Source organism: Acidovorax sp. SUPP950, from assembly GCF_030158935.1.
Lineage (GTDB): Bacteria > Pseudomonadota > Gammaproteobacteria > Burkholderiales > Burkholderiaceae_C > Paracidovorax.
On record NZ_BQXE01000005.1, the window covers coordinates 221949 to 247650 of the forward strand.

At 65.9% G+C, this 25702-nt stretch carries 27 protein-coding genes and 1 tRNA gene; 21 read left to right on the forward strand and 7 right to left on the reverse strand.

Annotated features, from left to right (window positions below; all coding sequences use genetic code 11):
• Window positions 1-4: 4 nt before the first annotated feature.
• From rpsE to AVME950_RS19655, 12 genes are all read left to right on the forward strand, one after another.
• Window positions 5-523, forward strand: a complete 519-nt coding sequence (gene rpsE, locus AVME950_RS19600) for a 30S ribosomal protein S5 (RefSeq protein WP_272549406.1) — start codon at window positions 5-7, stop codon at window positions 521-523.
• Window positions 524-537: 14 nt separating this feature from the next.
• Complete coding sequence (rpmD, locus tag AVME950_RS19605) at window positions 538-720, forward strand: 50S ribosomal protein L30 (RefSeq protein ID WP_056670941.1); 183 nt, start codon at window positions 538-540, stop codon at window positions 718-720.
• A gap of 10 nt (window positions 721-730) precedes the next feature.
• A complete protein-coding gene (gene rplO / locus AVME950_RS19610) occupies window positions 731-1162 on the forward strand; it encodes a 50S ribosomal protein L15 (protein ID WP_272569571.1) in 432 nt (143 codons plus the stop codon).
• 23 nt (window positions 1163-1185) lie between these two features.
• On the forward strand, window positions 1186-2505 hold the full coding sequence (gene secY / locus AVME950_RS19615) for a preprotein translocase subunit SecY (RefSeq protein WP_284431076.1): 1320 nt from the start codon (window positions 1186-1188) through the stop codon (window positions 2503-2505).
• A gap of 149 nt (window positions 2506-2654) precedes the next feature.
• Window positions 2655-2768 (forward strand): 50S ribosomal protein L36, encoded by a 114-nt coding sequence (gene rpmJ / locus AVME950_RS19620; protein WP_011793797.1) that lies wholly within the window; start codon window positions 2655-2657, stop codon window positions 2766-2768.
• A gap of 22 nt (window positions 2769-2790) precedes the next feature.
• Window positions 2791-3156, forward strand: coding sequence for a 30S ribosomal protein S13 (gene rpsM, locus AVME950_RS19625; protein WP_056670935.1), 366 nt, complete (start codon window positions 2791-2793; stop codon window positions 3154-3156).
• 18 nt (window positions 3157-3174) lie between these two features.
• On the forward strand, window positions 3175-3579 hold the full coding sequence (gene rpsK, locus AVME950_RS19630) for a 30S ribosomal protein S11 (protein ID WP_011793799.1): 405 nt from the start codon (window positions 3175-3177) through the stop codon (window positions 3577-3579).
• 89 nt (window positions 3580-3668) lie between these two features.
• Window positions 3669-4292, forward strand: coding sequence for a 30S ribosomal protein S4 (gene rpsD / locus AVME950_RS19635; protein WP_272566916.1), 624 nt, complete (start codon window positions 3669-3671; stop codon window positions 4290-4292).
• A gap of 111 nt (window positions 4293-4403) precedes the next feature.
• Window positions 4404-5396, forward strand: a complete 993-nt coding sequence (locus AVME950_RS19640) for a DNA-directed RNA polymerase subunit alpha (RefSeq protein WP_272549398.1) — start codon at window positions 4404-4406, stop codon at window positions 5394-5396.
• A gap of 89 nt (window positions 5397-5485) precedes the next feature.
• Window positions 5486-5884, forward strand: a complete 399-nt coding sequence (gene rplQ, locus AVME950_RS19645; protein ID WP_284431077.1) for a 50S ribosomal protein L17 — start codon at window positions 5486-5488, stop codon at window positions 5882-5884.
• Between the two features lie 25 nt (window positions 5885-5909).
• Window positions 5910-5986: transfer RNA gene (locus tag AVME950_RS19650), tRNA-Met, on the forward strand.
• A 255-nt stretch (window positions 5987-6241) separates the two neighbouring features.
• Complete coding sequence (locus AVME950_RS19655; protein ID WP_284431078.1) at window positions 6242-7498, forward strand: Hsp70 family protein; 1257 nt, start codon at window positions 6242-6244, stop codon at window positions 7496-7498.
• 82 nt (window positions 7499-7580) lie between these two features.
• Here the strand turns inward: AVME950_RS19655 and rsmI are convergent, their stop codons facing one another.
• On the reverse strand, window positions 7581-8501 hold the full coding sequence (gene rsmI, locus AVME950_RS19660; RefSeq protein WP_284431079.1) for a 16S rRNA (cytidine(1402)-2'-O)-methyltransferase: 921 nt from the start codon (window positions 8499-8501) through the stop codon (window positions 7581-7583).
• On the opposite strand from rsmI, the gene AVME950_RS19665 reads away from it, so the two are divergent.
• The 3 genes from AVME950_RS19665 (at window position 8501) to AVME950_RS19675 (ending at window position 10258) form a co-directional block, all read left to right on the forward strand.
• The gene (locus tag AVME950_RS19665) at window positions 8501-8884 is read left to right on the forward strand and encodes a YraN family protein (RefSeq protein ID WP_284431080.1); all 384 of its coding nucleotides are present in this window, start codon (window positions 8501-8503) and stop codon (window positions 8882-8884) included. The genes rsmI and AVME950_RS19665 overlap by 1 nt on opposite strands.
• Before the next feature lie 103 nt (window positions 8885-8987).
• Window positions 8988-9584 (forward strand): SIS domain-containing protein, encoded by a 597-nt coding sequence (locus AVME950_RS19670; protein WP_284431081.1) that lies wholly within the window; start codon window positions 8988-8990, stop codon window positions 9582-9584.
• The gene (locus AVME950_RS19675) at window positions 9581-10258 is read left to right on the forward strand and encodes a BON domain-containing protein (protein WP_372588178.1); all 678 of its coding nucleotides are present in this window, start codon (window positions 9581-9583) and stop codon (window positions 10256-10258) included. The genes AVME950_RS19670 and AVME950_RS19675 overlap by 4 nt, the downstream gene beginning before the upstream one ends.
• Before the next feature lie 102 nt (window positions 10259-10360).
• Here AVME950_RS19675 and AVME950_RS19680 read toward each other — a convergent pair whose 3' ends face one another.
• From AVME950_RS19680 to AVME950_RS19695, 4 genes are all read right to left on the reverse strand, one after another.
• Window positions 10361-11293, reverse strand: coding sequence for an NAD(P)-dependent oxidoreductase (locus AVME950_RS19680; RefSeq protein WP_284431083.1), 933 nt, complete (start codon window positions 11291-11293; stop codon window positions 10361-10363).
• A 67-nt stretch (window positions 11294-11360) separates the two neighbouring features.
• Window positions 11361-12497, reverse strand: a complete 1137-nt coding sequence (locus AVME950_RS19685; RefSeq protein WP_272566929.1) for a PilT/PilU family type 4a pilus ATPase — start codon at window positions 12495-12497, stop codon at window positions 11361-11363.
• A gap of 33 nt (window positions 12498-12530) precedes the next feature.
• Window positions 12531-13166 (reverse strand): cyclic nucleotide-binding domain-containing protein, encoded by a 636-nt coding sequence (locus AVME950_RS19690; protein ID WP_272566930.1) that lies wholly within the window; start codon window positions 13164-13166, stop codon window positions 12531-12533.
• Between the two features lie 77 nt (window positions 13167-13243).
• Window positions 13244-14287 carry a type IV pilus twitching motility protein PilT gene (locus tag AVME950_RS19695; protein WP_092744851.1) on the reverse strand — a complete coding sequence of 348 codons (1044 nt, stop codon included), beginning with the start codon at window positions 14285-14287 and terminating at the stop codon, window positions 13244-13246.
• Window positions 14288-14326: 39 nt separating this feature from the next.
• Between AVME950_RS19695 and AVME950_RS19700 the strand changes: the two genes are divergently transcribed.
• Window positions 14327-15049, forward strand: coding sequence for a YggS family pyridoxal phosphate-dependent enzyme (locus AVME950_RS19700; RefSeq protein WP_284431084.1), 723 nt, complete (start codon window positions 14327-14329; stop codon window positions 15047-15049).
• 19 nt (window positions 15050-15068) lie between these two features.
• On the opposite strand, the gene AVME950_RS19705 is transcribed toward AVME950_RS19700, so the two are convergent.
• Complete coding sequence (locus AVME950_RS19705; RefSeq protein WP_284431085.1) at window positions 15069-16679, reverse strand: methyl-accepting chemotaxis protein; 1611 nt, start codon at window positions 16677-16679, stop codon at window positions 15069-15071.
• Window positions 16680-16987: 308 nt separating this feature from the next.
• Between AVME950_RS19705 and AVME950_RS19710 the strand changes: the two genes are divergently transcribed.
• From AVME950_RS19710 to AVME950_RS19725, 4 genes are read left to right on the forward strand one after another with little or no spacing between them, the layout of a single operon-like run.
• The gene (locus tag AVME950_RS19710; protein WP_284431086.1) at window positions 16988-18379 is read left to right on the forward strand and encodes a TackOD1 domain-containing metal-binding protein; all 1392 of its coding nucleotides are present in this window, start codon (window positions 16988-16990) and stop codon (window positions 18377-18379) included.
• A gap of 4 nt (window positions 18380-18383) precedes the next feature.
• On the forward strand, window positions 18384-19709 hold the full coding sequence (locus AVME950_RS19715; protein WP_284431087.1) for a glycosyltransferase family 2 protein: 1326 nt from the start codon (window positions 18384-18386) through the stop codon (window positions 19707-19709).
• A 1-nt stretch (window position 19710) separates the two neighbouring features.
• A complete protein-coding gene (locus tag AVME950_RS19720) occupies window positions 19711-21912 on the forward strand; it encodes a TolC family protein (protein ID WP_284431088.1) in 2202 nt (733 codons plus the stop codon).
• A complete protein-coding gene (locus tag AVME950_RS19725) occupies window positions 21909-23030 on the forward strand; it encodes an HlyD family secretion protein (RefSeq protein WP_284431089.1) in 1122 nt (373 codons plus the stop codon). The genes AVME950_RS19720 and AVME950_RS19725 overlap by 4 nt, the downstream gene beginning before the upstream one ends.
• A gap of 204 nt (window positions 23031-23234) precedes the next feature.
• Here AVME950_RS19725 and ltaE read toward each other — a convergent pair whose 3' ends face one another.
• Complete coding sequence (gene ltaE, locus AVME950_RS19730) at window positions 23235-24308, reverse strand: low-specificity L-threonine aldolase (RefSeq protein WP_284431090.1); 1074 nt, start codon at window positions 24306-24308, stop codon at window positions 23235-23237.
• Between the two features lie 230 nt (window positions 24309-24538).
• On the opposite strand from ltaE, the gene AVME950_RS19735 reads away from it, so the two are divergent.
• Complete coding sequence (locus AVME950_RS19735; RefSeq protein ID WP_284431091.1) at window positions 24539-25681, forward strand: aminotransferase class V-fold PLP-dependent enzyme; 1143 nt, start codon at window positions 24539-24541, stop codon at window positions 25679-25681.
• The last annotated feature ends 21 nt before the right edge of the window (window positions 25682-25702 follow it).

Below are 25702 nucleotides of genomic sequence, written 5' to 3' on the forward strand. Positions count from 1 at the left end.
CAAAATGGCTAAATTTCAACCCAAAGTGCAGAGCGAAGGTCAGGACGACGGTCTGCGCGAAAAAATGATCGCGGTGAACCGCGTGACCAAAGTCGTGAAGGGTGGCCGGATTCTCGGTTTCGCCGCACTGACTGTGGTCGGTGACGGTGATGGCCGCGTCGGCATGGGTAAGGGCAAGTCGAAGGAAGTGCCTGCAGCCGTGCAAAAGGCAATGGAAGAAGCTCGCCGCAATCTGGTGAAGGTGTCGCTCAAGAACGGCACCATTCATCATCAAGTGACGGGCCACCATGGTGCTGCACACGTGATGATGGCTCCCGCCCCCAAGGGTACGGGCATCATTGCGGGCGGCCCGATGCGTGCTGTGTTTGAAGTGTTGGGCATCACCGACATCGTGGCCAAGAGCCACGGTTCGTCGAACCCCTACAACATGGTCCGCGCAACGTTCGATGCGCTGGTGCATTCCACGACCCCGTCGGAAGTGGCAGCCAAGCGCGGCAAGTCGGTCGAAGACATCTTCGCCTGAACGGAGTTGAGCAAATGACTACGCAACAAACCGTCAAGATTCAACTGGTGCGCAGCCCGATTGGCACCAAGGAATCGCACCGTGCCACCGTACGCGGCCTGGGCCTGCGCAAGCTGAACAGCATCAGCGAACTGCAGGACAGCCCTGAAGTGCGCGGCATGATTAACAAGATCAGCTATCTGGTCAAAGTCCTCTGAGAGGTTGATGATGGAACTCAATAGCATCAAGCCTGCAGACGGAGCCAAGCATGCCAAGCGCCGCGTCGGTCGCGGTATCGGTTCTGGTCTGGGCAAGACCGCGGGTCGCGGTCACAAGGGTCAGAAATCGCGTTCTGGCGGTTACCACAAGGTGGGTTTCGAAGGCGGTCAAATGCCTTTGCAGCGTCGCCTGCCCAAGCGCGGCTTCAAGTCCCATCTGCTGAAGTTCAATGCAGAAGTGACCCTGACGGCGCTGGACCAACTGGGTCTTGCTGAAGTTGACCTGCTGGCGCTCAAGAGCGCCGGTTTGGTGGGCCAGCTGATCAAGGTGGTGAAGGTCATCAAGAGTGGCGAACTGAGCAAGTCGGTCAAGTTGACCGGCATCGGTGCAACGGCGGGCGCGAAGGCGGCCATCGAAGCTGCCGGCGGCAGCCTGGCTTGAATACGTTCTGAAGGAACGCATCCGTGGCTACTAGCGCAGCTCAAATTGCGAAAACCGGTAAGTTTGGCGATTTACGTCGCCGGCTGGTTTTTCTGCTGCTGGCGTTGGTCGTGTACCGCATCGGAGCGCACATTCCCGTGCCGGGCATTGATCCGGCGCAGCTGCAACAGCTGTTCAGTGGCCAGCAGGGTGGCATTCTGAACCTGTTCAACATGTTCTCGGGTGGGGCGCTCTCGCGCTTCACGGTTTTCGCTCTGGGGATCATGCCGTATATCTCGGCGTCGATCATCATGCAGCTGATGACCTATGTCGTTCCGACGTTCGAGCAGCTGAAGAAGGAAGGCGAGGCAGGGCGGCGCAAGATCACGCAATACACGCGTTATGGAACGCTGGGTTTGGCCATATTCCAGTCGCTGGGCATCGCTGTGGCACTGGAGAGTTCCGCAGGGCTGGTGCTGAGTCCCGGGTTCGGGTTTCGCATGACGGCCGTGGTGAGCTTGACGGCTGGCACGATGTTCCTCATGTGGTTGGGTGAGCAGATCACAGAGCGTGGCTTGGGCAACGGGATTTCGATCCTGATCTTCGCAGGTATCGCTGCAGGGCTGCCGAGTTCTATCGGTGGATTGCTGGAGCTGGTGCGCACAGGTGCGATGAGCATCCTGGCTGCGATTTTCATCGTGTTGATCGTGGCGGCAGTGACCTATTTCGTCGTGTTTGTCGAAAGAGGCCAGAGAAAGATTCTCGTGAATTACGCGAGGCGCCAGGTGGGCAACAAGGTGTATGGCGGTCAATCGTCGCATCTGCCGTTGAAGCTCAACATGGCTGGGGTGATTCCACCGATCTTTGCTTCGTCGATCATTTTGTTGCCGGCTACGGTGGTGAACTGGTTCAGTGCGGGTGAGTCGATGCGTTGGTTGCGTGACATTTCTGGAGCACTGACCCCAGGTCAGCCGATCTATGTGATGTTCTACGCAGCTGCCATTGTGTTCTTCTGCTTCTTCTACACCGCCTTGGTGTTCAACAGCCGAGAGACTGCAGACAACTTGAAGAAAAGCGGTGCCTTCATTCCTGGGATTCGTCCTGGAGAACAGACGGCTCGCTACATCGACAAGATCCTGGTTCGTTTGACGCTGGCTGGAGCGGTGTACATCACCTTTGTGTGCTTGCTCCCAGAGTTCATGATCTTGAAGTACAACGTGCCGTTCTATTTTGGTGGCACCTCTTTACTGATCATTGTGGTGGTCACCATGGACTTCATGGCCCAGGTGCAGAACTACATGATGTCGCAGCAATACGAGTCCTTGCTTAAGAAGGCCAACTTCAAAGCAACGCCTGGCAGCTGAGTCAGTCACAAGTGGAATCTTGGCAAATGCGCTATAGTGGCGGGTTGGCCTTGGTGGATACGGTTTATTGATGCCTCCGAGTCATCGCGGGCGCAAATTGTGTTCCGCGCAGTGGGCCGGGACGAAAAGACGAGTTTTAGGAGAATGAAATGAGAGTTTCGGCTTCGGTCAAGAAAATCTGCCGCAACTGCAAGATCATCCGCCGCAAAGGTGTGGTGCGCGTGATCTGCACGGACATGCGCCATAAGCAGCGCCAAGGTTGATTGAAAGTATTAGAGGACGCATATGGCACGTATCGCTGGCATTAATATTCCGCCGCATCAGCATGCTGAAATCGGCTTGACCGCCATTTTTGGCATTGGTCGCACCCGCGCTCGCAAGATCTGCGAAGCCTGTGACATCGCTTATTCCAAGAAGATCAAGGATCTGACGGACGGCGATCTCGAAAAAATTCGCGATCAGATCGCGCAGTTCACCATCGAAGGTGATCTGCGTCGCGAAACCACGATGAACATCAAGCGCTTGATGGACATTGGCTGCTACCGCGGCTTCCGCCATCGTCGCGGTCTGCCCATGCGTGGTCAGCGTACGCGCACGAATGCTCGTACCCGTAAGGGTCCGCGCAAGGGTGCTGCAGCGCTGAAGAAGTAAAAAGATTGAAAGATCAACATGGCAAAGTCTCCCGCCAATAACGCTGCACAGCGCGTTCGCAAGAAGGTTCGCAAGAACGTTTCGGACGGTATCGCGCACGTGCATGCTTCGTTCAACAACACCATCATCACGATCACCGATCGCCAAGGCAATGCCTTGTCCTGGGCGTCGTCGGGTGGTCAAGGTTTCAAGGGTTCGCGCAAATCCACGCCATTCGCTGCACAGGTTGCATCCGAAGTCGCGGGTCGTGCTGCCATTGAACAAGGCATCAAGAATCTTGATGTCGAGATCAAGGGCCCAGGTCCTGGTCGTGAATCGTCGGTGCGCGCGCTGGGCGCCCTGGGTATCCGCATCACTTCGATCTCCGACGTGACGCCGGTTCCCCATAACGGCTGCCGTCCGCAAAAGCGCCGTCGCATCTAATTTTTATAAGCCCACCGCCACCTGATTGCTTTGGCAGCAGGTGGCTCCCGCAATGATGTTGCGGAAGATGACAATCCAAGGAAGCTCAAGTGGCACGTTACCTCGGCCCCAAGGCCAAACTCTCCCGCCGTGAAGGCACTGACCTGTTCCTGAAGAGCGCTCGCCGCTCTATCGCGGACAAGGCCAAGTTCGACTCCAAGCCAGGTCAGCACGGCCGCACCTCTGGTGCTCGCACGTCCGACTATGGTCTGCAACTGCGCGAAAAGCAGAAGGTCAAGCGCATGTATGGCGTGCTGGAAAAGCAATTCCGCCGCTATTTCGAAGCCGCTGATCGCCGCAAGGGCAACACGGGTGCCAACCTGCTGTTCCTGCTGGAATCCCGTCTGGATAACGTGGTGTACCGCATGGGCTTCGGTTCCACGCGCGCAGAAGCACGCCAGCTGGTGTCGCACAAGGCTATCACCGTGAACGGCCAGTCTGTCAACATCGCCTCGTACCTCGTCAAGACGGGCGATGTGGTGGCTGTGCGCGAAAAGTCCAAGAAGCAAGGTCGCGTGGTCGAAGCCTTGCAGCTGGCTCAGCAAGTGGGTATGCCAGCGTGGGTGGAAGTGAATGCCGACAAGGCCGAAGGTATCTTCAAGAAGGTTCCGGATCGTGACGAATTCGGCGCTGACATCAACGAATCCCTGATCGTTGAACTCTATTCGCGCTAAGCATTTAGCGCACATTCGAGAAAATTGTTCCTATACCGCGAGGCATCGCGGTATAGGCGCTTCACCAGCCTTACCGGTGTAACGAGCTGGGGGTATTGAGAGGAAGTCTGAATGCAAACCAATTTGCTGAAACCCAAGGCGATCAATGTCGAGCAGCTTGGCCACAATCGTGCCAAGGTCGCGTTGGAGCCCTTTGAGCGCGGTTACGGCCACACTCTGGGCAATGCCATTCGCCGTGTTCTGCTCTCGTCCATGGTGGGTTACGCAGCAACGGAAGTCACGATCGCAGGCGTCTTGCACGAGTATTCATCCATTGATGGTGTTCAGGAAGATGTCGTCAACATCCTGTTGAATCTCAAGGGTGTGGTGTTCAAGCTCCACAACCGCGACGAAGTCACGCTGAGCCTTCGCAAGGACGGTGAAGGGGTGGTCACGGCTCGGGATATCCAGACGCCTCATGACGTAGAAATCGTCAACCCCGATCACGTCATCGCTCATCTGTCGCAGGGCGGCAAGCTGGACATGCAGATCAAGGTAGAAAAAGGCCGTGGCTACGTGCCAGGCAATCTGCGCCGTTATGCCGACGAGTCGACGAAGTCGATTGGCCGCATTGTGCTGGACGCATCTTTTTCCCCGGTCAAGCGCGTGAGCTACACCGTGGAAAGCGCCCGCGTCGAGCAGCGCACCGATCTGGACAAGCTGGTTGTCGAAATCGAGACGAATGGTGCCATCACGGCGGAAGATGCAGTTCGCGCATCCGCCAAGATTTTGGTAGAACAGCTGGCTGTGTTTGCGCAGCTCGAAGGCGGCGAATTGGCGGCATTCGATGCGCCAGCAGGTCCTCGCGGCAGTGCAACGTTCGATCCGATCTTGCTGCGCCCTGTGGACGAGCTGGAATTGACGGTGCGCTCTGCCAATTGCCTGAAGGCCGAGAACATCTACTACATCGGTGACCTGATCCAACGCACCGAGAACGAGTTGCTGAAGACGCCTAATCTTGGACGTAAGTCGCTCAATGAAATCAAGGAAGTCTTGGCTTCCCGTGGTTTGACTCTGGGAATGAAGCTGGAGAACTGGCCACCTGCAGGCCTCGACAAGCGTTAAGTTATAATTTTGGGCTCCCTCGGGGGAGCCAGTGCCTTGGGCAGTACCTGATACGGCTGCCCGATTTAATTACTCATAAGGAAAGCACCATGCGCCACGGACACGGCCTTCGTAAACTCAATCGCACCAGCTCGCACCGACTCGCGATGCTGCAGAACATGATGAACTCGCTCATCGAGCACGAGGCCATCAAGACCACGCTGCCCAAGGCCAAGGAGTTGCGCCGTGTGGTGGAGCCCATGATCACTTTGGCGAAGGAAGACACCCTGGCCAATCGCCGCCTGGCATTCGATCGTCTGCGCGATCGTGACAGCGTGACCAAGCTGTTCAATGTGCTCGGCCCCCGTTTCAAGGCACGTCCAGGCGGCTACACGCGCATCCTGAAGATGGGTTTCCGCGTGGGTGACAATGCACCTATGGCGTATGTCGAACTGGTTGATCGTGCAGAAGAATCTACAGAAACCGCAAATGCTTCCGCAAAAGCATAAAAGTAGGTTATAATTTATCTCTTGCCGCGCGATGGAGCAGTCTGGTAGCTCGTTGGGCTCATAACCCAAAGGTCGGAGGTTCAAATCCTCCTCGCGCAACCAATAAAGCGGAAACGCTCTCAAAAAAGCCCACTAATCAGTGGGCTTTTTTGTTTTTGTCGTTTAACTCACTGGATAAACACTGATGGGAAGCTTTGGCTGGCCTCCAGTCAGTGGGTGACGATCGGCATCTTTTCACATCAGGGCGATTAATGACGACACACTGCAACACTGAAAGGTGCGCGTGCCGACAGCTTCTTGATGGTTTGATGCCGCCCGATCAATCCGGGGGTGATGCCTATCTCTCCTTTGTTCACGATGACATCCTCAGAAGAAACCACGCTTGGCATTGATTTCGGCACCTCCAATTCCGCCATGGCGGTGAGACGGGGCAGGGGCGTGGCCACGTTGCTACCGTTGGAAGGGACTGCAACCACATTGCCGACCGCCCTGTTCTTCAATACGGAAGACCATCAGACACACATCGGGCGCGATGCCGTGGCGCATTACCTCGCGGGCACGGAAGGGCGGCTCATGCGGTCGCTGAAAAGCCTGCTCGGCAGCGCGCTCCTACAGGACAAGACAGCGGTTCACCAGAGCATGGTGAGCTATCAAGACATCATCGCACTGTTTCTGCGCACGTTGGCAGGGCAGGCCCGGCAGGCGCTGGGCGCGATGCCAGACCGCGTTGTCATGGGGCGCCCTGTCCACTTCGTGGATGGCGACGAAGCGCGTGATGCGCAGGCGGAAGACGCCTTGCGACAGGCGGCCTTGGATGCGGGGTTTACCAATGTCTCCTTTCAACTGGAGCCCATTGCAGCGGCGCTGGACCATGAACAGCGGATCACGCATGAATCATTGGTGCTGGTGGTGGATATCGGCGGGGGGACCTCGGATTTCACCGTCGTGCGCCTCGGCCCGGAGCGTGCCTTGCTGGCCGATCGCAGTTCCGACGTGCTGGCCACCTCCGGGGTTCACCTGGGTGGAACCGATTTTGACCAACGACTGAGCCGGGCCCAGGTCATGCCGCTTCTCGGACTGCGCCACATCGGGCCCAGTGGCCGGGAAGTGCCCAGCCGCGTGTTCTTCGATTTATCGACGTGGCACCTGATCCAGTGGCTGTACAGCGCGAAAGCTCTGAGGGACGCGCAGTCCCTCCGGACCGACTATGCAGACCTTCGCTTGCACGACCGATTAATGGAGGTGCTCAACGAACGGTGGGGGCACCGTCTGGCCAATGCGGTGGAACACGCCAAGATCGCGGTGTCGCAAAACAGCGCTGCAGAACCCATCGTGCTGGATTGGCTCGAATCCGATCTGCAATCCTTCATTTCACCCGATGTCCTGGAAGCGCAACTGGAGGGGCCTTTGCAGCAGATTGTGGATTGCGCCCAGGAGTGCCTGCGCAAGGCCGAATTGAACGCCAGTGGCATCGATGCCATTTATCTCACCGGTGGCTCTTCTGCGCTGCGCCCGCTGCGTACCGCGTTGAAGAAGGCCTTCCCACAGGTGACCCAGATGGAAGGTGACCTGTTCGGCGGCGTGGCCTCCGGACTGGCGTACACCGTCGGCTGAGAAAGGGCGGTACCTCACGCGGACCGATGCGTTCACCGCCGCTCAGCAGTTGCAGTGCAGCGCCTGGCATGGGCCGAGCCTGCTAGGCCTGCGTTCCGCCTTCCTGCTTGAGCGCCAGGGCCGACTCATACAGGGCATTGCGCGATGATCCTGTGATCTCGGCCGACAGGCGGACAGCGGTTTTGAGCGGGAGTTCCTGCATCAACAACTTCAGCACACGCAGACCATCGCCATCGTCCTGCGCTGCCTGGATCGGGTGCAACAGCACCACGAACTCGCCCCGCGAGCGTTGTGGTCCGCCGGCCAGCCAGATGGACAGGGCATGGGCAGGCTGGGTGGCAATTTCTTCGAACTGTTTGGTCAGCTCCCGGGCGAGCGTGACCTGCCGGTCTCCCAAGACCGCAAGGGCCTGGGCCAGTTCTGCAATTCGGTGTGGGGCCTCCAGCAGCACCACACAGCGGGTTTCCGTGGCGAGATGTTGCACTGCCGTTGCCCGCTCGCCGCTCTTGGTTGGAAGAAAACCGGCAAAAAGAAAACCTTCGGCCCCCTGGGCGAATGCGCCCGCAGCGCTGAGTGCCGATGTCACGCTGCTCGCTCCTGGCAGTGGCACAGCGCGCAACCCTGCCGCGTGCACGGCAGCGACGATCCGCGCCCCCGGATCGCTGACGCCCGGGGTGCCCGCATCACTGGCGTAGGCCACCCGCTGTCCGTCGCGCAAACGCTCGACCACCGAATGCGATGCCTCGGCCTCGTTGTGCTGGTGCACCGCCAGCAATTGACTGCTGGTTTTCTCTATGCCGTAGGCGCGCAGCAGCGCCTGGGTATGGCGCGTATCTTCGCAGGCGATGGTGTCGGCCAGTTGCAGCACGTGCAGCGCCCGCAGTGTGATGTCGGCCAAGTTACCGATGGGGGTGGCCACGACGTACAGAGCCCCTTGCGGATAATGCTGCGCAGCCGCCGCGTCGCGTGCGGCGTTCAGGGCTGAAGCGAAAGAGGCGCTCAATGGGATTCCTTGGGAAAAAACCGGTAGCCAACACGCGCGTGGTCGGCAATGCTGCCGAAGACCTCGCATTGGCCCACCTGCAAGCCGCTGGACTGCGGCTGGTCGAGCGCAATTATCGAACGCCCGGGCGTGGCGGCGGCGAGATCGACCTGATCGTGCGGGATCGCGACGGCACGGTGGTGTTCGTTGAGGTGCGAAGCCGCGCCAGCAGTGCGTTTGGCGGCGCTGGTGCCAGCATCGGCCGGACCAAGCAGCAGCGGATCGTGTTTGCCGCCCGCTGCTACCTGATGCGCCTGCCTGCACCACCGCCATGCCGCTTCGATGCCGTCCTGGTAGAAGGCGGTTCCGTGCAGTGGCTGCGTGGCGCCTTCGAGGCGCAATAACGTTTCAAGCCCTTGGTTGGAGTCAAAGCGGATGCAGTGTTTTACGCCTGCCGCCCATGGTTGACCCAAACGGCGCCGACCCCACAGGTATCATCTTTGCCTCATGCTAGAGCAACGCATTCAACAGCATTTCATCGATAGCGCCGACCTCAAATACCAGTCCGCGCAGACCCTGAGCCATCCCATCGCTTCCGCTGTGCAGGCCATCCTCGCCTGCGTCACCAGTGGCGGCAAGGTGCTGGCCTGCGGCAGCGGTCCGGCCGCGGCGCAGGCGCAGCAGTTTGCTGCCCTATGCGTGGCCGGGTTCGAACGGGAGCGGCCGGAACTGGCGGCCATGGCACTGGCGCCCGACGCAATCTGGACCCCTGCCGGCCTCGAGGGCCCGGACATCGACGCGCTGGGACGCCAGGTGCGAGCGCTGGGACAGGCGGGCGACGTCCTGCTGGCGCTGTCGGAGTCCGGCAATGACCTGCCGCTGCTGGCCGCATGCGATGCAGCGCATGAAAGAGACATGACCGTCGTCGCCCTTTCGGGTCGCAGCGGTGGCCGGCTGGCCGGCATGCTGCGCGAGACCGACGTCTTGATCGCCGTGCCCCACGACCGCGCCGCACGCGTGCGGGAGGTGCATTCGCTGGTCCTGCACTGCCTGTGCGACGGCGTGGACGCCCAATTACTTGGTGAACAGGAGATACCGCTATGAGCTTCCCGATGACCCGCTTGACCCGATTGACTTGCACCCTGTTGGCCGTGGGCGCCTTGGGGTCGGCCCTCTCGGCATGCGCTCCGCTGGTGGTAGGCGGCGCTGCCGTCATGGGCAGCATGATGGCGTCGGACCGGCGCACGACGGGCACGCAGGTGGAGGACGAAGGCATCGAACTGCGTGCCTCCAACCGCATTCGCGACACCTTCGGCGACCGCGTCCATGTCAATGTGACCAGCTACAACCGGCAAGTGCTGCTGACGGGCGAAGTGCCGACCGCGCAGGACAAGGAAAAACTCGAGCAGACCGCGTTGGCCGTGGAGAACGTGCGCTCGGTCGTCAACGACCTGGCCGTGATGCCCCCCAGTTCTCTCACGCAGCGCTCCAACGACACGCTGATCACCGGCAAGGTGCGCGCGAGCTTCGTCGATGCCAAGGACCTGTTCGCTAGTGCCTACAAGGTGGTCACCGAGCGCGAGACGGTGTACCTCATGGGACGCGTGACGCAGCGCGAGGCGGACCGGGCCTCCGACATCGCCCGGGGCGTGAACGGCGTGCGCAAGGTCGTGCGCGTGTTCGAGATCATCACGCAGCAGGAACTGGAGCGTGGCTTCGCGCAGCAGCGTCCCGCGCCAGTCACCACGGACGCTTCGCCCAACGTGCCGGTCCGCTGAGCGTCGGCGGCTGCCAGCGAATCGGCCAAAGCGGTTCCGGCACCAGGCCACTGGCCACGGCCGCGAGGGATCCCGCGCGGCCAGGCTGAACGATCGGTTCTTTTACCCGTTCGTTTTCTGGCGGCCCAGCCGCGTGATCAGGCTGGAGGTGTCCCAACGGGCGCCGCCGTGCTGCTGCACATCGGCATAGAACTGGTCCACCAGCGCCGTGACCGGCACACGTGCGCCGTTGCGGCGGGATTCGTCGAGGACCAGGCCGAGGTCCTTGCGCATCCAGTCCACGGCAAAGCCGAAGTCGAAGCGGCCTTCCACCATGGTCTTGCCGCGGTTGTCCATCTGCCAGCTTTGCGCGGCCCCTTTGCCGATGACGTCCAGCACCAGCGGCATGTCCAGCCCGGCGTGCTGACCGAAGGCGATCGCCTCCGACAGGCCCTGCACGATACCGGCGATGCAGATCTGGTTGACCATCTTGGCCAGTTGGCCCGATCCGCTGTCGCCCACGCGGGTGAAAGCCCGGGAAAAGGCCAGCGCGGTGGGCTTCACGCTGTCGAAGGTGGCAGCGTCGCCGCCGCACATCACGGTCAGCTGGCCGTTCTGGGCCCCAGCCTGGCCACCGGACACGGGGGCATCGATGAACTGCAGTCCCAGCGTGCGCGCCGCGCCGTACAGTTCGCGAGCGACCTCGGCCGATGCCGTGGTGTGATCCACGAAGACCGCGCCGGGCTGCATGCCCGCGAAGGCGCCATCGGCACCCAGCGTGACGGAACGCAGATCGTCGTCGTTGCCGACACAGCAAAAGACGATGTCCGCCCCCTGGGCGGCTTCGCGTGGCGTGGGGGCGTGCCGGGGTGCGGCGCTGCCCGCGAACTCTTCGCACCAGGCGGCCGATTTGGCCGCGGTGCGGTTGTACACGGTAACGGTATGGCCTGCGAGGGCGAGGTGCCCCGCCATGGGGTAGCCCATGACGCCCAGGCCGAGAAAGGCGACCTTGCGGAAAGGCGTGGCGTCGTAGCTGCGGGGATTCGTGCTGGGCATGGGAGAGGGCTCCATTTCAGAAAAAAGAAAACCCGCCGGGCAAGGGCGGGTGGTGGGGCGGCTGGCGTCAGACGATGGCGAAGTGCTCGGTGCCCGAGGCCAGGTCGGTGGTCTTGGCGCGCTGGCTGCCCAGCTTGATCTGCAAACGCAGGTCGTTCAGTGAGTCGGCATTGCGCAGCGCGTCTTCGTAGGTGATGACGTTGGCCTCGAACAGGTCGAACAGCGATTGGTCGAAGGTCTGCATGCCGAGGTTCCGGCTCTTCTTCATGATCTCCTTGATCTCGGCGACTTCGCCCTTGAAGATCAGGTCGGCGATCAGGGGCGTGTTCAGCATCACCTCGACCGCCGCGGCCCGGCCCTTGCCATCCTGCTTGGGGATGAGGCGCTGGGAGATCATGCCGCGCAGGTTGAGCGACAGGTCCATGAGGAGTTGCGCGCGCCGCTCTTCCGGAAAGAAATTGATGATGCGGTCCAGCGCCTGATTGGCGCTGTTGGCGTGCAGTGTGGCCAGGCACAGGTGGCCTGTTTCGGCGAAGGCGACCGCATGCTCCATGGTTTCGCGGTCGCGGATCTCGCCCATCAGGATGACGTCCGGGGCCTGGCGAAGCGTGTTCTTGAGGGCGGCTTCCCAGCTGTCGGTATCGAGTCCCACTTCGCGCTGGGTGACGACGCAGTTCTTGTGCGGATGCACGAACTCGATGGGGTCTTCCACGGTGATGATGTGGCCGAACGAGTTCTCGTTGCGCCAGTCCACCATTGCCGCCAGCGTGGTCGATTTGCCCGAGCCCGTGGCGCCCACCAGAATGCACAGGCCCCGCTTGGTCATCGTGACTTCCTTGAGCACCTGCGGCACGCCGAGCCCGTCGATGGTCGGCAGCGTGAGCGGAATGGTCCGCAGCACCATGCCGACGCGGCTTTGCTGGATGAACGCGTTCACGCGAAAGCGCCCGATGCCGGCGGGCGAGATGGCGAAGTTGCACTCCTTCGTGCGCTCGAAGTCGGCCACCTGCTTGTCGCTCATGATGGCGCGCGCCAGCGTCAGCGTGTGGGCGGGAGTGAGCGGCTGCGGGGACACCTTGGTGACCTTGCCGTCCACCTTGATCGCGGGCGGAAACTCGGCCGTGATGAACAGGTCGCTGCCACCCCGGCTCACCATGAGCTTGAGCAGATCGTTGATGAATTTACTGGCCTGATCGCGTTCCATCAGCTCTCCCTGGGGTGGTTGCAGCGCGGTGCGTCATTTCTGGCTGTCGGACAGGCGGGCGCTCACGACGCGAAGGCGCAGCGAGAGCTTGCGTGCCAGCAGGGCCACCAGGCTGGCAGCCAGCTGGGGGTCCTTGGTCATCATGTCGTCCATGGCCTCCGCGCTGAGCACCGCGATCTCGCAGTCAGTCAGCGTGGTGCAGGCCGAAAAGCGGATACCGCTGTCCAGCAGCGACATTTCGCCCAGGATATCGCCGGGCCGGGTTTCCGCCAAGCGCAGGTGCTCGCCCCAGGGCTGCACGCGATCGACGGCGATCGTGCCGGTGAGCAGCACCACCATGAAGTTGCCGTACTCGTCCTGGCGGATCACATCGCGGTTGGGCGCGACGGCCGCGAACTCGAAGAAGCGCTCCATGCGCTCAACGGCGTCCCGGTCCAGGTGCGCCATGTATTTGTCCTTGGACCACAGCGCCTGCAGCAGCTTGCCGCCGCGGCTGGCGGCCATGCGCCTGGCACCCACCTCGACGGCGCGGGCTTCCCAGGGCACCAGCATGGCGTCGTCCACACCTTGTCCGGCGAAAGCGGTGGTGAAGAAGACGGAGTCGCCGCCTTCTTCCGCCGCTTTGCCGCCGCGGGTCTTGGCCTTCAACAGGCCGAGGATGCCTTTCATAGGGGGTGCTCCGGTGTGCCGCCTGAAAAAGGCCGCGAATCTCTGGGGTGGGTGGACGGGAGAGGATGCGGTGTGCATCAACCCGGGAAGTTGTCGGGGATCTTCGCCTTGCCCCGCGCCTCGGCCGGGCTGATGACGTTGCGCCGGACGAGGTCGGTCAGGTTCTGGTCGAGGGTCTGCATGCCGGCGCTGCTGCTGGTCTGGATGGTGGAGTACATCTGTGCCACCTTGGCCTCGCGGATCAGGTTGCGGATGGCGCTGGTGCCCAGCATGATCTCGTGCGCCGCGACACGGCCCTGGCCGTCCTTGGTCTTGCACAGCGTCTGCGAAATGACGGCCTGCAGCGACTCGGACAGCATGGCCCGCACCATTTCCTTTTCCTCGGCGGGGAACACGTCGATGATCCGGTCGATGGTCTTGGCGGCGCTGGAGGTGTGCAGCGTGCCGAACACCAAGTGGCCCGTTTCCGCGGCCGTCATGGCCAGGCGGATGGTTTCCAGGTCGCGCATTTCGCCCACCAGGATGGCGTCCGGATCTTCGCGCAGGGCCGACTTGAGGGCGGCCGCGAACGACAGCGTCATCGGCCCGACCTCGCGCTGGTTGATCAAGCACTTCTTGGATTCGTGCACGAACTCGATCGGGTCTTCCACCGTGAGGATGTGGCCGTATTCGCTTTCGTTCAGGAAGTTGACCATGGCCGCCAGCGTGGTGGACTTGCCCGAGCCCGTGGGGCCCGTGACCAGCACCAGGCCGCGCGGTTTCAAGGCCAGTTCGCCGAAGATCTTGGGGGCGTTGAGCTGCTCCAGCGTCAGGATCTTGCTCGGAATGGTCCGGAACACGGCGGCCGCGCCGCGGTTCTGATTGAACGCGTTGACGCGAAAGCGCGCCAGGCCCTCGATCTCGAAGGAAAAGTCCACTTCCAGGAATTCTTCGTACGCCTTGCGCTGCGCATCGCTCATGATGTCGTACACCATGGCGTGGACGGTCTTGTGGTCAAGCGCATCGACGTTGATGCGCCGCACGTCGCCGTGGACCCGGATCATGGGTGGAAGGCCCGCCGACAAGTGCAGGTCAGAAGCCTTGTTCTTCACGCTGAATGCCAGCAGTTGGGTGATGTCCACGGGGTCCCTCGGTCGTTTGGTACGCTCAGAGGAATCATTATGACGACGATTGGTAACAACCTCCAACAGGTTCTTGGGCGCATCGCGCAGGCCTGCGCCGCGGCTGGGCGCGACCCTGCCAGCGTGCGCCTGCTGGCCGTTTCCAAGACCTTCGGCGACGACGCCGTGCGCCGTGCCGCCGAGGCCGGGCAGCGTGCGTTCGGCGAGAACTACATCCAGGAAGGCGTGGCGAAGATCGCCGCGCTGCGAGGCGGCGCCACGCCCTGGGCGCCGCCGCTGCAGTGGCATTGCATCGGTCCCGTGCAGAGCAACAAGACCCGGCAGGTGGCCGAGCATTTCGACTGGGTCCACACCGTGGACCGCGAAAAGATCGCGCAGCGCCTGGCGGAGCAGCGGCCTGCCGGCCTAGCGCCGCTGGATGTGTGCATCCAGGTGAATGTGGACGGCGGCGCGACCAAGGCGGGCGTGCCGCCAACGGAGGCTCTGGCCCTGGCGCGGTCTGTTGCGCGGCTGCCACGGTTGCGGCTGCGGGGCCTGATGAGCATTCCCGATGTGGCCCCCGATTTCGCCGTGCAGCTGGCGGTCCATGCGGCGGCGAAAGCGCTGTTCGACCAGATCCGGGGGGAGGGGGGCGAGGGCTTCGCGGCGTTCGACACGCTGTCGCTGGGCATGACCGCCGACCTGGAGGCGGCCATCCATGCGGGGAGCACCCTGGTGCGGGTCGGCACGGGCGTCTTCGGCACCAGGGCGGCCCCCGCCTGAGGCAGGGGCCGCGCCATGCTCAGGCCCGGCGCGTCCAGCCCAGTTGCGGCGACGGGCCGGCCTCGGCGTTTTCCTGATTCAGCCGGAACACCCCCACGGCCTGCAGCAGGGCGCTGGTGCGGTCCTTCATGCCGCTGGCGGACGCCGCCATCTGCACGACCACGCTGCCGTTTTGCTGGGTGACCTGGTCCATCTGCGACACGGCCTGGCCGACCTGGGCGACGCCCATCGCCTGCTCGTTGCTGGCCGCGCTGATTTCCTGCATGAGGTCCGTCACGCGGCGGATGGACGACACCACCTCCGTCATGGTGGCCCCGGCCTTGTTCACCAGCACGCTGCCCTGCTCGACCCGCTGCACGCTGGTGGAGATCAGGTGCTTGATCTCTCGCGCGGCCTCGGCCGAGCGGCCGGCCAGGCTGCGCACCTCGCTGGCGACCACGGCGAAGCCCCGGCCCTGCTCGCCCGCGCGCGCCGCCTCCACCGCGGCATTGAGGGCGAGGATGTTGGTCTGGAACGCGATGCTGTCGATGACGCCGATGATGTCGGCGATCTTGCGGGAGCTTTCGTGGATGCCCTTCATGGTCTCGACCACCTCGGTCACGACCTCGCCGCCCTGGATGGCCACGGCGCTGGACTGGGTGGCGAACTGGCTGGCCTGGCGGGAGTTGTCGGCGTTCTGGCGCACCGTGGAGCCCAGTTGCTCCATGGACGCCGCGGTCTGCTGCAGGGCGCTGGCATGGTGCTCGGTGCGGCTGGACACGTCATGGGTGCCTTGCGAGATCTCGGTGCTGGATGCCGCCACCGCCTCGGAGGTACGGCGCACGTCGTACAGCACGTTCTGGAAACTGTCGCGCAGCGCCTCCAGCGACTGCAGCAGCTGGCCGGCCTCGTCGGTCTGCCGGGCCTCGACGGCCTGCGTCAGGTCGCCGGTGGCCATGGTCCTGGCAGCCTGCACCGCCCGCTGGATGGGGCGCACGATGCTGCGGGAGATGAGCCAGGCCGTCGCTGCCGCCACCACGATCGCCGTGCCGCTGAGCACCAGCATCAGGATGGAAAAGCCCTGGGCGACGGACCGCGCATTGGCCGATTCGGCCTTGTTCTTTTCTTCCTCGATGTCGATCAGCCGGTTGATGCTGGCCAGCCACTCCACATAGGCGGGCCGGGCCTGCTCCTGCAGAACCTGAATGGCCTTCTCAGGCTGGTGGGCGCCGCTCAGCTCAATGACTTGGCGGGTCAGCGGCAGGGCGCGTGATTCGACCTCCTTGATGCGGTCCAGGGCCTCCCGCTCGCGGGGCTCGATCGGGGTGGAGGCGAACATCTGGTCCAGCGGCGCTGCCGATTGCGCATAGTGGCCCGCGAGCTTCTGGATCAGGTCGATCTCGGCCTGGAGCTGGTCGGGCCGAGTGGCCAGGGTCACGTCGCGCAGCGCGATGGCGCGGTCGTGCACGCTGCCGCGGAAATTGATGGCATAGCGCTGCTTGGCGCTGTTGAAGTCTCCGATGGTGGCCAGGCTGGCGTTGATGTTGGACACCCGGTTCACGCCGATGACCGTCAGGCCGAGCATCAGCAGGATGAGCAGGGAAAATCCCAGCGCCAGTCGGTGGGCGATCTTGATGTTCGAAAGCTTCATGATTTCACCTCAGTTTCATGAGTGGTGTGGATTGGTTTTGTTTGTTTCCTTTTGTAATTTTTGACAGTTGCGTGACAAATTTCAATCGCCAAAAGCGGGGTGTTGGATCGCCGTCCTTTTTGAGAATTGTTGAGGATTGGGCCGCGCCGATCCGGTAGGCGCGAGTGGCGGATTCGCGGCCAGCCGGTGCTTGCAAAGGGTTGCACGCCGCTGGCTTGCGGACGGCCTTGTCCTACCGGGTGCGGGAAGGCCCACTTTTAGAATCCGGCCGGCCATGCTCTATGGCGTAACGCGAATGGATAGTTGTTTTGAATGTTGAAATCACGCCGGCCGTGGCGTTGGAAACGATGGTGGTGCTGCGCCCTTCCGGGCAGTTGGCGGCCGGCGAGTCGAGGGCCAGGGCCTGGAGTGCATGGGAGGCCTTCGCGGACTCTGGCGTGGAGCCCCTGGGGTTCTACCTGGACGGTTGGGAGGGCGATGCCCCCGCCGCGTTGGCGGCCCAATTGCGCGCCAGCGTCTGGTGGGACCGCCCACTGTTCGTGGCGCCCGGCGATGCGGCCCCGCCCTGGCTGGCCGATGGCGCCGCGCCGTATGCCGCCGCCCTGGCCGCCAGCGAGCTGTGCCTGGCCGTGCGGCGCAGCCTGCCGCTCGATCCCGCGGCCCTGCATTTCGACGAGCGGGTGCTGTATTTCCTGTGCCTGCGCGACGGCGCCCAGTTGCAGCCGCAATGCGACCGTGCCAGCCTGGCGCTGTACCGCTACCCGATGGTCGAGGCGCTGGCCCGGCCCGGCGACGATGCCGACGCATGCCTGGCCGGCCTCACGCGGCGCCGGCTGCTGGAGCCGGCCGAGCTGGTGGACCGCACACGGCACTGCCGCACCTGCGGCAGCGCGCACATTCACTACCTGGACGTGTGCCCGCACTGCACCAGCATCCACATCCGCAAGTCGCCCTCGCTGCATTGCTTCGCCTGCGGCCACGTGGCGCCCGAGGCCGACTTCCATGCCGATGGCGCGCTCTCGTGCCCCAAGTGCAACGCCATGCTGCGGCACATCGGCGTGGACTACGACCGGCCGCTCACGCAGTACGCCTGCGGCAGCTGCCACCACGTGTTCGTGGAGACCCAGGTGGTGGCCCGCTGCCTGGACTGCCGCACCACGGCCGAGCCCAGCACGCTGGACGTGCGCGAGATCTCGTCGCTGCGCCTGAGCCCGCAGGGCCGTGCCGCGCTGCGCGCCGGGCAGATCCAGGAATCGTTCGCCGCGCTCGACTCCGCGCACTACGTGCCGCCCGCCGATTTCCGCCGCATGCTCGACTGGGCGCTGGCCACGCATGCGCGCCACGGCGAGATGCGGTTCGCGCTGATGCTAGTGGAGTTCCAGAACGCGGCCGAGGTGATCGAACGCGAAGGCGCCTCGCGCGTGTTCCTGATGCTCGACGAGTTCGCGCGGCGCCTGCACGAACTGCTGCGCACCTCGGACATCACCACGCGCACGCAGGAGGAATGCCTGTGGCTCTTCCTGCCGTTCTCCTCGCCCGAGGGGCTGGCCGCGCGTCTGCAGGCGTCGCTCCAGGGCGCGGGCGGCGGCGCGGCCGCGATGCCGCTGCGCACGCGCATCCGGCACCTGGAGGTGCCGGGCGGCCTGCGCTCCGGCGAGCAGGCCGCGGACCTGATGGCGCGGCTGCGCGACGGGGCCTGAACGCATGTGGGAGCAGGTGGTGTTCGCGTTCGTCACGCTGTTTTCCAGCGCGACGCACCAGTCGTGGGTGGAGCTGGCGCTCAAGTTCTTCCCGTTCGTGGTGCTGCTGGAGGCGCCGTTCTTCCTGCTCGTGTGCGCGGGCATGGTGAAGTACGGCCTGCGCGAGCACCGGCCCTACCTGCAGCGCGAGCGCTATCCGCGCGTGTCCTGCGTCATCACCTGCTACTCCGAGGGCGACGATGTGCGCAAGACCATCCAGTCGCTCGCCCAGCAGATCTACCCGGGCTTCATCGAGATCATCGCCGTGGTGGACGGCGCGGTGCAGAACGAGCCCACGCTGCGTGCGGCCCGCGGCGCGCGCGAACTGCTGGCCGGTGCCCGCCGGCGTGCGCTGGTGGTGCTGCCCAAGTGGCAGCGCGGCGGCCGCGTGTCGTCGCTGAACGCCGGCCTGTCGATCGCCAGCGGCGAGATCGTGATGGCGCTCGATGGCGACACCTCGTTCGACAACGACATGGTGCGCCATGCCACGCGGCACTTCGACGACCCCGGCGTGGTGGGCGTCGCCGGCAGCCTGCGGGTGCGCAACGCCCGCCGCTCGCTGGCCGCGCGCATGCAGGCGCTGGAATACATGCTGTCCATCGGCGCGGGCAAGACGGGGCTGTCGGAGTTCAACATCGTCAACAACATCTCGGGGGCGTTCGGCGTGTTCCGCGCCAGCTTCATCCGCAACCTGGGCGGCTGGGACGCGGGCACGGCCGAGGACCTGGACATGACGATGCGCATCAAGCAGTACTTCGGCCGCCATCCGGGCCTGCGCATCGTGTTCGACCCGCATGCCGTGGGCCACACCGACGCGCCGGACACCTGGCGCGTGTTCTTCCGCCAGCGCCTGCGCTGGGACGGCGACATGTTCTACATCTTCATCCGCAAGTTCCGCCTGAACCTGCGCCCGCGCCTGCTGGGCTGGCGCAATTTCCTCTTCGTGGTGGTGAACGGCCTGGTGATGCAGGTGCTCATGCCCTTTCTCATCGTGGCCTACACCGGCGTGATGCTGCTCACGCTGCCGGTGGGGGCGGTGCTGGGGGTTCTGGGGTTCGTCTACGCGGTGTACCTCGCGGCGCTGCTGTTCTATTTCCTGCTGTACCTCGTGGCCGTGTCCGAGCGGCCCCGGCACGACGCGGCCTACCTGCGGTTCCTGCCGCTGTTTCCGATCTTCGCCTTCGTCAACCGCGTGCACTGCACGTTCTCGATCCTGCAGGAGGTCTTCCTGAAGACCCACCTGGACTCCGCGATGGCCCCCTGGTGGGTGCTGCGCAAAACCAAGTTCTGATATGCCGCATCGCCTGGGGAAACGTCTTTTGCCATGGGCCGCGGTGCTGTGCCTGATGGGGTGGGGCGCGGGCGCGCTGGCGGCCGAGCCGGCCCCGCCGCTGGCGCCCCCCGTGTTGGCGCTGGAGGCGCCGCCCGCACTGCCCGCCGACGTGCTGGCCCAGGCGCCTGCCACCCTGGCGGAGCTGGAAGGCTGGGCCGAGGTGCAGGCCCCGGCCGTGCGGCTGGCGCAGGCCGAGGCCGACGTGGCCGCGCAGCGCACCGGCGCGGCGCGCGCCGGGCAGGGCGCGCGCGTGTTCGGCGGCGCCAGCCTCGGGGGCGTGCGCGAGTCCGTCACCGACACCACCAGCCGCGACTACCAGCGCGGCCAGGCCCAGGTCGGCGTGCGCTGGCCGCTGCTGGGCAGCCGCGAGGCCCAGCAGCGTGGCGTGCGCGAGGCCGAGGGCGCTGAATCGCTGGGCCGGCTGCGGCAGGCCCAGGCACAGCGGAACGTGCGGCTGGCCGTGCGCCAGGCCTATGTGCGGTTCGCGCACAGCCTGCAGCGGCGCCTGCTGGCGCAGGAATTCCTGTCCGTGCGCGCGCCCGTGGAGGCGCAGCTGCTGCACCGGCGCCAGGCCGGCGTGATGCTGGAGGCCGACCGGCTCGACCTGTCGGCGCTGTTCGACGGCGTGCAGGCCGCGCACGATGCCCAGCGCGCCGCGCAGTCCAGCGCGCTGCGCACGCTCGCGCGGCTGGCGGGGCAGCCCGTGGCGCGGGTGGACACGGCCATCCCGGGCTGGCCCGCGCGCTGCATGGACCGCGAGGCGCTGCTCGCGCAGGCGGGCGACGACCCCGCCATCGCCCAGGCCCGCACCGAGCGCGACACCGCCGCCGCGCAGCTGGAGAACGCGCAGCACACGGGCCTGGAGGCCGGCGTGTCGCTGTCGCAGTCGGTGAGCCGCGACATCGGCGGCCAGCCGGGCCGCAGCACCGTCGTCGGCGTGGATTTCTCCATGCCCCTGGAGTGGCGCGCGCAGCGCGACGCGGCCCGGGGCCAATTGCAGAGCGAGCGCGACCGGGCCGATCAGTTGATGGAACTGCGCCTGGGCGAATACCGCTCGGTGCTGGACCAGGCCCTGGCCGACTGGCAATTGCGCGGCGGCGAGATGCCCGGCTTTTTGAACCGGCTGCAGGCGGCCCAGGAGGGCCTGCGCGTGGCGCGCCTGCGGCTCGATGCCTTCGACGGCGACGGCTATTCGCGCCTGCTGATGGCGCGCTACGCCCTCTACCAGGCTTCGCTGCAGGTCATCGACGGCTCGGAGCGCCGGGCGCTGGCCGCGCTCGACGTGCTGGCGCTCGGCAGTCCCTGCCCGCCGCAGCCGGGCGCGGCCGAGCCCCTGCCCGACCTGCTCGCGCCCGCGCTCACCGCCCTGTCCGCGCTGCCGCCGGCGGCGCGGGGCGAGCCGGCCCCGCCAGCCCGCGCGCCGGGCCTGGGGTGGTTCTCCTGGAGCGGGCAGGCGCTGCTGGACCGGCCCGCGCGGCTCGATGCCATGCCCCAGGACAGCCAGCGCGTGCTGCTGTCCTTCACCAGCGCGCAGCTGCGCGCCCTGGCCCGCCCGCCGGGCCGCGCCGCCCTGCGGCGCCTGCTGGAGCACGCGCACGATCGGGACATGGCGGTGGAGCTGGTGCTGGGCGAGCCCAGCTGGGTCCTGCCCGCCGGGCGCGAGGCCCTGCTGGCGCTGCTGGCGCCGCTGCGCCACCTGCCGTTCGACGGGCTCAACCTCGACCTGGAGCGCAGCCAGCTCGACGCCGCCGACCAGCCCGGCTGGGAGGACGGCACCGTGGCCACGCTGCGCGCGGTGCGCGCCGCCACGCCCTGGCCCCTGGCGCTGACCACGCACTACCGCGAGCTGCAGGTGCCCGGCCTCGCGCAGCGCCTGCAGGCCGCCGGCGCCACCGAGGTCGTGGCCATGGTCTACGTGAGCCGGCCCGAGCGCGCGGCCGAACTGGCGCGCCCGCTGGTGCGGCAGGCCGTGCCCGGCCTGCGGGTGGCGGTGGCCCAGAGCATGGAGGACTCGCTCACCCGCGAGGAAAGCAGCCATGGCGTGGGCCGCGCCGCGGCCCTGCAGCGCTGGCGCGCGCTCGCACAGTCCCTGTCCGACCTGCCGGCGTTCGCCGGCGTGGTCGTGCAGGCATGGGAAGATTTTGAAGGGGCCACCCCGTGAAGATCCAGTTCGACATTCCGCCGGGTTCGGCGCAAGAGGCCAACGGCCTGCCGGTGCGCTACGCCGCCGCCAAGCGGCAGGTGCCGCGCTGGCGCTGGTACCTGCTGCTGGCCATGGTGCTCGCCGCGCCGGCCTATCTGCTGATGCGCTTTGCCATCGCCTACTGGTGGGAGACGGCGCCCGGCTTCGTCGTCACCGAGCAGGTGGCCGTGGGCGTGCACACCTCCGGGCGCGTGGCGCGCATCGTGGCCGTGGGCGAGACCGTGCCCGCGGGCCAGCCGGTGATGGTGCTGGAGCCGCCCACGGCCGCAGGGGCGCCGGCCTCCACGGCCCTGGCCGCGCCGCTGGCCGCCGCCACCGATCCGGCCGTGGCCCAGGCCGTGGCGCAGGGCCAGGCCGCGCGCCTGGCCGGGCTGAAGGAGGCCGAGCGCCTGGCGCTGCGGCAGGCGGCCCTGCACCAGGAGCGCGTGCGCACCATGGAAGGCCTGCGCCTGCAGGGCGCGGCCACGCGCCAGGAACTGGATGGCGTGCGCCTGCAGGCGATGCAGGCCCAGGCCAGCGTGGACCGCGCGCGGGCCGAACGGGCCGAGAACGCCGCGCAGGTGGCGCGCGACCGCGCACTTGCCCAGGCAGCGCTGCGCGCCCAGAGCCCCGTGCCGCTCGCGGCCCCGGGGGCGCCGGGCACGAACGCGGGCACGGGGCCGCTGGCCGCCGGCGCGGCGCTGCCGTCGCCCGACGTGGTCGCGCCCTTCGACGCCACCGTGGTGCGCCAGCTCGTTCGCCGCGGCGAGTGGGTGGTGCCCGGCACCGACGTGGCCGTGTTGCAGGGGCGCGGGGCGCCCATGGTCCACGCCTACGTGCTGCCCAACGAGGCGCGCTACGCCCAGGTGGGGCGCCAGGCCAGTCTGCAGTTCATGGACGGCGGGCGCATCCGCGCCGAGGTGGTCGGCGTGGTGGCCGAGGCCGAACGCCTTCCCGCCGAGCGCGTCTCGCCGCTGTCGCCGCGCATGCCGTCGATCGTGGTGCGCCTGCGCCCGCTGGAGCCGCTGCCCGCGGCCTACCGCATCCACCAGTTGCCGCTGGACGTGCGGTTCGACTGGGTGTGGAGCGGTTTTTGAGTCAAAACCCCTTCATGCCCTAGTACTGATTGCCTGTATTGCTATTAAAAATATAGCGTTCGATTGTTTCCTTGAAGGGGTGTGCCTGCACCGGGGAACCTGTGGCGGTGGCCCGAGGGCGGTCCAATCGCCCGGCACCGTTTCAACCCACGCGCCCCTGCGGCGCGACACAGGGACTGCAGCCCCTGCCGACCCCTCAGCGGATCATTGCCCGCGCCCGTCGAACCGGCGCACGCACTCCAGCGTCTGCGCCACGTCCTCGGGGCCCACGTCCAGGTGCGCCACCCAGCGCAGGCGTGCGCCCCGGCCGTAGAGGCCGCTGGTCACCCGCACGCCGTGCCGGGCCAGCCACGCGGTGAAGGCCGGGGCCACGTCGGCCTCCACGTCGGTGAACAGGATGTTGGTGTGGGCCGAGGCCACGGTCAGGCGCCCCTGCAGCACGGGGTGGCTGCGGCCGGCCTCGGCCAGGCCTTCGGCCAGCTGGCGCGCCAGGGCATGGTCGTCGGCCAGGCGGCGCACGTGGTGCTGCAGCGCGTGCAGCCCCGCGGCGGCCAGAAAGCCCGCTTGGCGCATGCCGCCGCCCAGGATCTTGCGCGTGCGCCGCGCCTGGCGGATGAAGTCGTGCGAGCCCAGCAGCAGCGAGCCCACGGGGGCGCCCAGGCCCTTGCTCAGGCACACCGAGGCCGAGTCGAAGTGCGAGCAGATCGCGCGCGCCTCGTCGTACACGTCGGTGCCGTTCTTCTCGGCGTGGGCCGTGGCGGCGTTGAACATGCGCGCGCCATCCAGGTGCATGGCCAGGCCGCGCGAGCGGGCGAGGGCGGCCACGTCGGCGATGTAGCCGGTGGGCAGCGCCTGGCCGCCGGTGGTGTTTTCCAGCACCACGAGGCGGGTGCGGGCGAAGTGCGGGTCGTCGGGCTTGATGGCGGCGGCGATGTCGGCCACGCGCAGCGTGCCGTCGGGCTGGGTCTCCACCGGCTGCGGCTGGATCGAGCCCAGCACCGCCATGCCGCCGGCCTCCCAGCGGTAGGTGTGCCAGCTCTGGCCCACGATGGCTTCGTCGCCGCGCTGGCAGTGGCCCATGAGCGCGATCAGGTTGGTCTGCGTGCCGGAGCACGCGAACAGCGCGGCCTCGAAGCCGAGCAGTTGCGCCGCATGGTCCTGCAGCGCGTTCACGGTGGGATCGTCGCCGAACACGTCGTCGCCAAGGGGGGCCTGGAACATGGCGTCGCGCATGGCCGGCGTGGGTTGGGTGACGGTGTCGCTGCGAAAGTCGGGCATCGGGAGGGGCTCCTGGTGGGGGCTTGGGGTCGAAAAGGGTCGGTCCGGCATCCTAGCGGCGTTGGGCCCGCTGCGTCCATCGCACCGGCGATGCGGGCGGCCGGCCCGCGGAAAGTGCGCGTGCTAAGCTGGCCCGCTCAATTTTTTCCGGCCTTGTCCGCCCCGTCTGCCGGCCAGCGCGGCCTGTGCGGCGTGTGCGGCGCGATGGCCCAGCCCTCACGGAGACAACCATGCCCGGCCTTCTGCCCGATATCGATCCCGACGGTCTGCTCGAATTCTCGGTGGTGTACACCGACCGGGCGCTTAACCACATGTCCCGGCGCTTCACCGGCGTGATGCAGGACATCCTGGCCACGCTCAAGGGCGTCTACCACGCCCACACGGCGGTGCTGGTGCCGGGCAGCGGCACCTTCGGCATGGAGGCGGTGGCGCGCCAGTTCGCCAACCGCGAGAAGGTGCTCATCGTGCGCAACGGCTGGTTCAGCTACCGCTGGAGCCAGATCTTCGACGCGGGCGCTCTGGGCGGCGGCGCGGTGGTGTGCCAGGCCCGCCGCCAGGGCGAGGGCCCGCAGGCCCCGTGGGCGCCGTGCCCGGCCGATGAGGTGGCCGCCGCCATCCGCGCCGAATCGCCCAAGGTGGTGTTCGCGCCCCACGTCGAGACCGCCAGCGGCATCCTGCTGCCCGACGACTACCTGCGCACCGTGAGCGAGGCCGCGCACGACGTGGGCGCGCTCTTCGTGCTGGACTGCGTGGCCTCCGGTGCCGTGTGGGTGGACATGCAGGCCACCGGCGTGGACGTGCTGATCTCGGCCCCGCAAAAAGGCTGGAGCGGCTCGCCCTGCTGCGCCATGGTGATGCTCAGCGAGCGCGCCCGCCAGGCCATCGACGGCACCACGAGCAGCAGCTTCGCCTGCGACCTCAAGAAGTGGATGCAGATCGCCGAGGGCTACGAAAAGGGCCAGCACGCCTACCACACCACCCTGCCCACCGACGCGCTGGTGCAGCTGCGCGACGTGATGGTCGAGACGCGCGACTACGGCTTCGACAAGGTGCGTGCCGAACAGATCGAACTGGGCGCCCGGGTGCGCGCGCTGCTGCGCGAGCGGGGCTTTCCGAGCGTGGCCGCCGAGGGCTACGAGGCCCCGGGCGTGGTCGTGAGCTACACCACCGACCCCGGCATCCAGAACGGCAGGAAGTTCATGGAGGCCGGCCTGCAGACCGCCGCCGGCGTGCCGCTGCAGTGCGGCGAGGGCCCGGACTTCCAGACCTTCCGCATCGGCCTGTTCGGGCTGGAGAAGTGGCACCACGTGGACCGCACCGTGGGCCACCTGGCCGCGGCGCTGGACCAGATCGCCGCCCCGCCAGCGCACTGAAGCGGCCCTGTCCCACAGGGG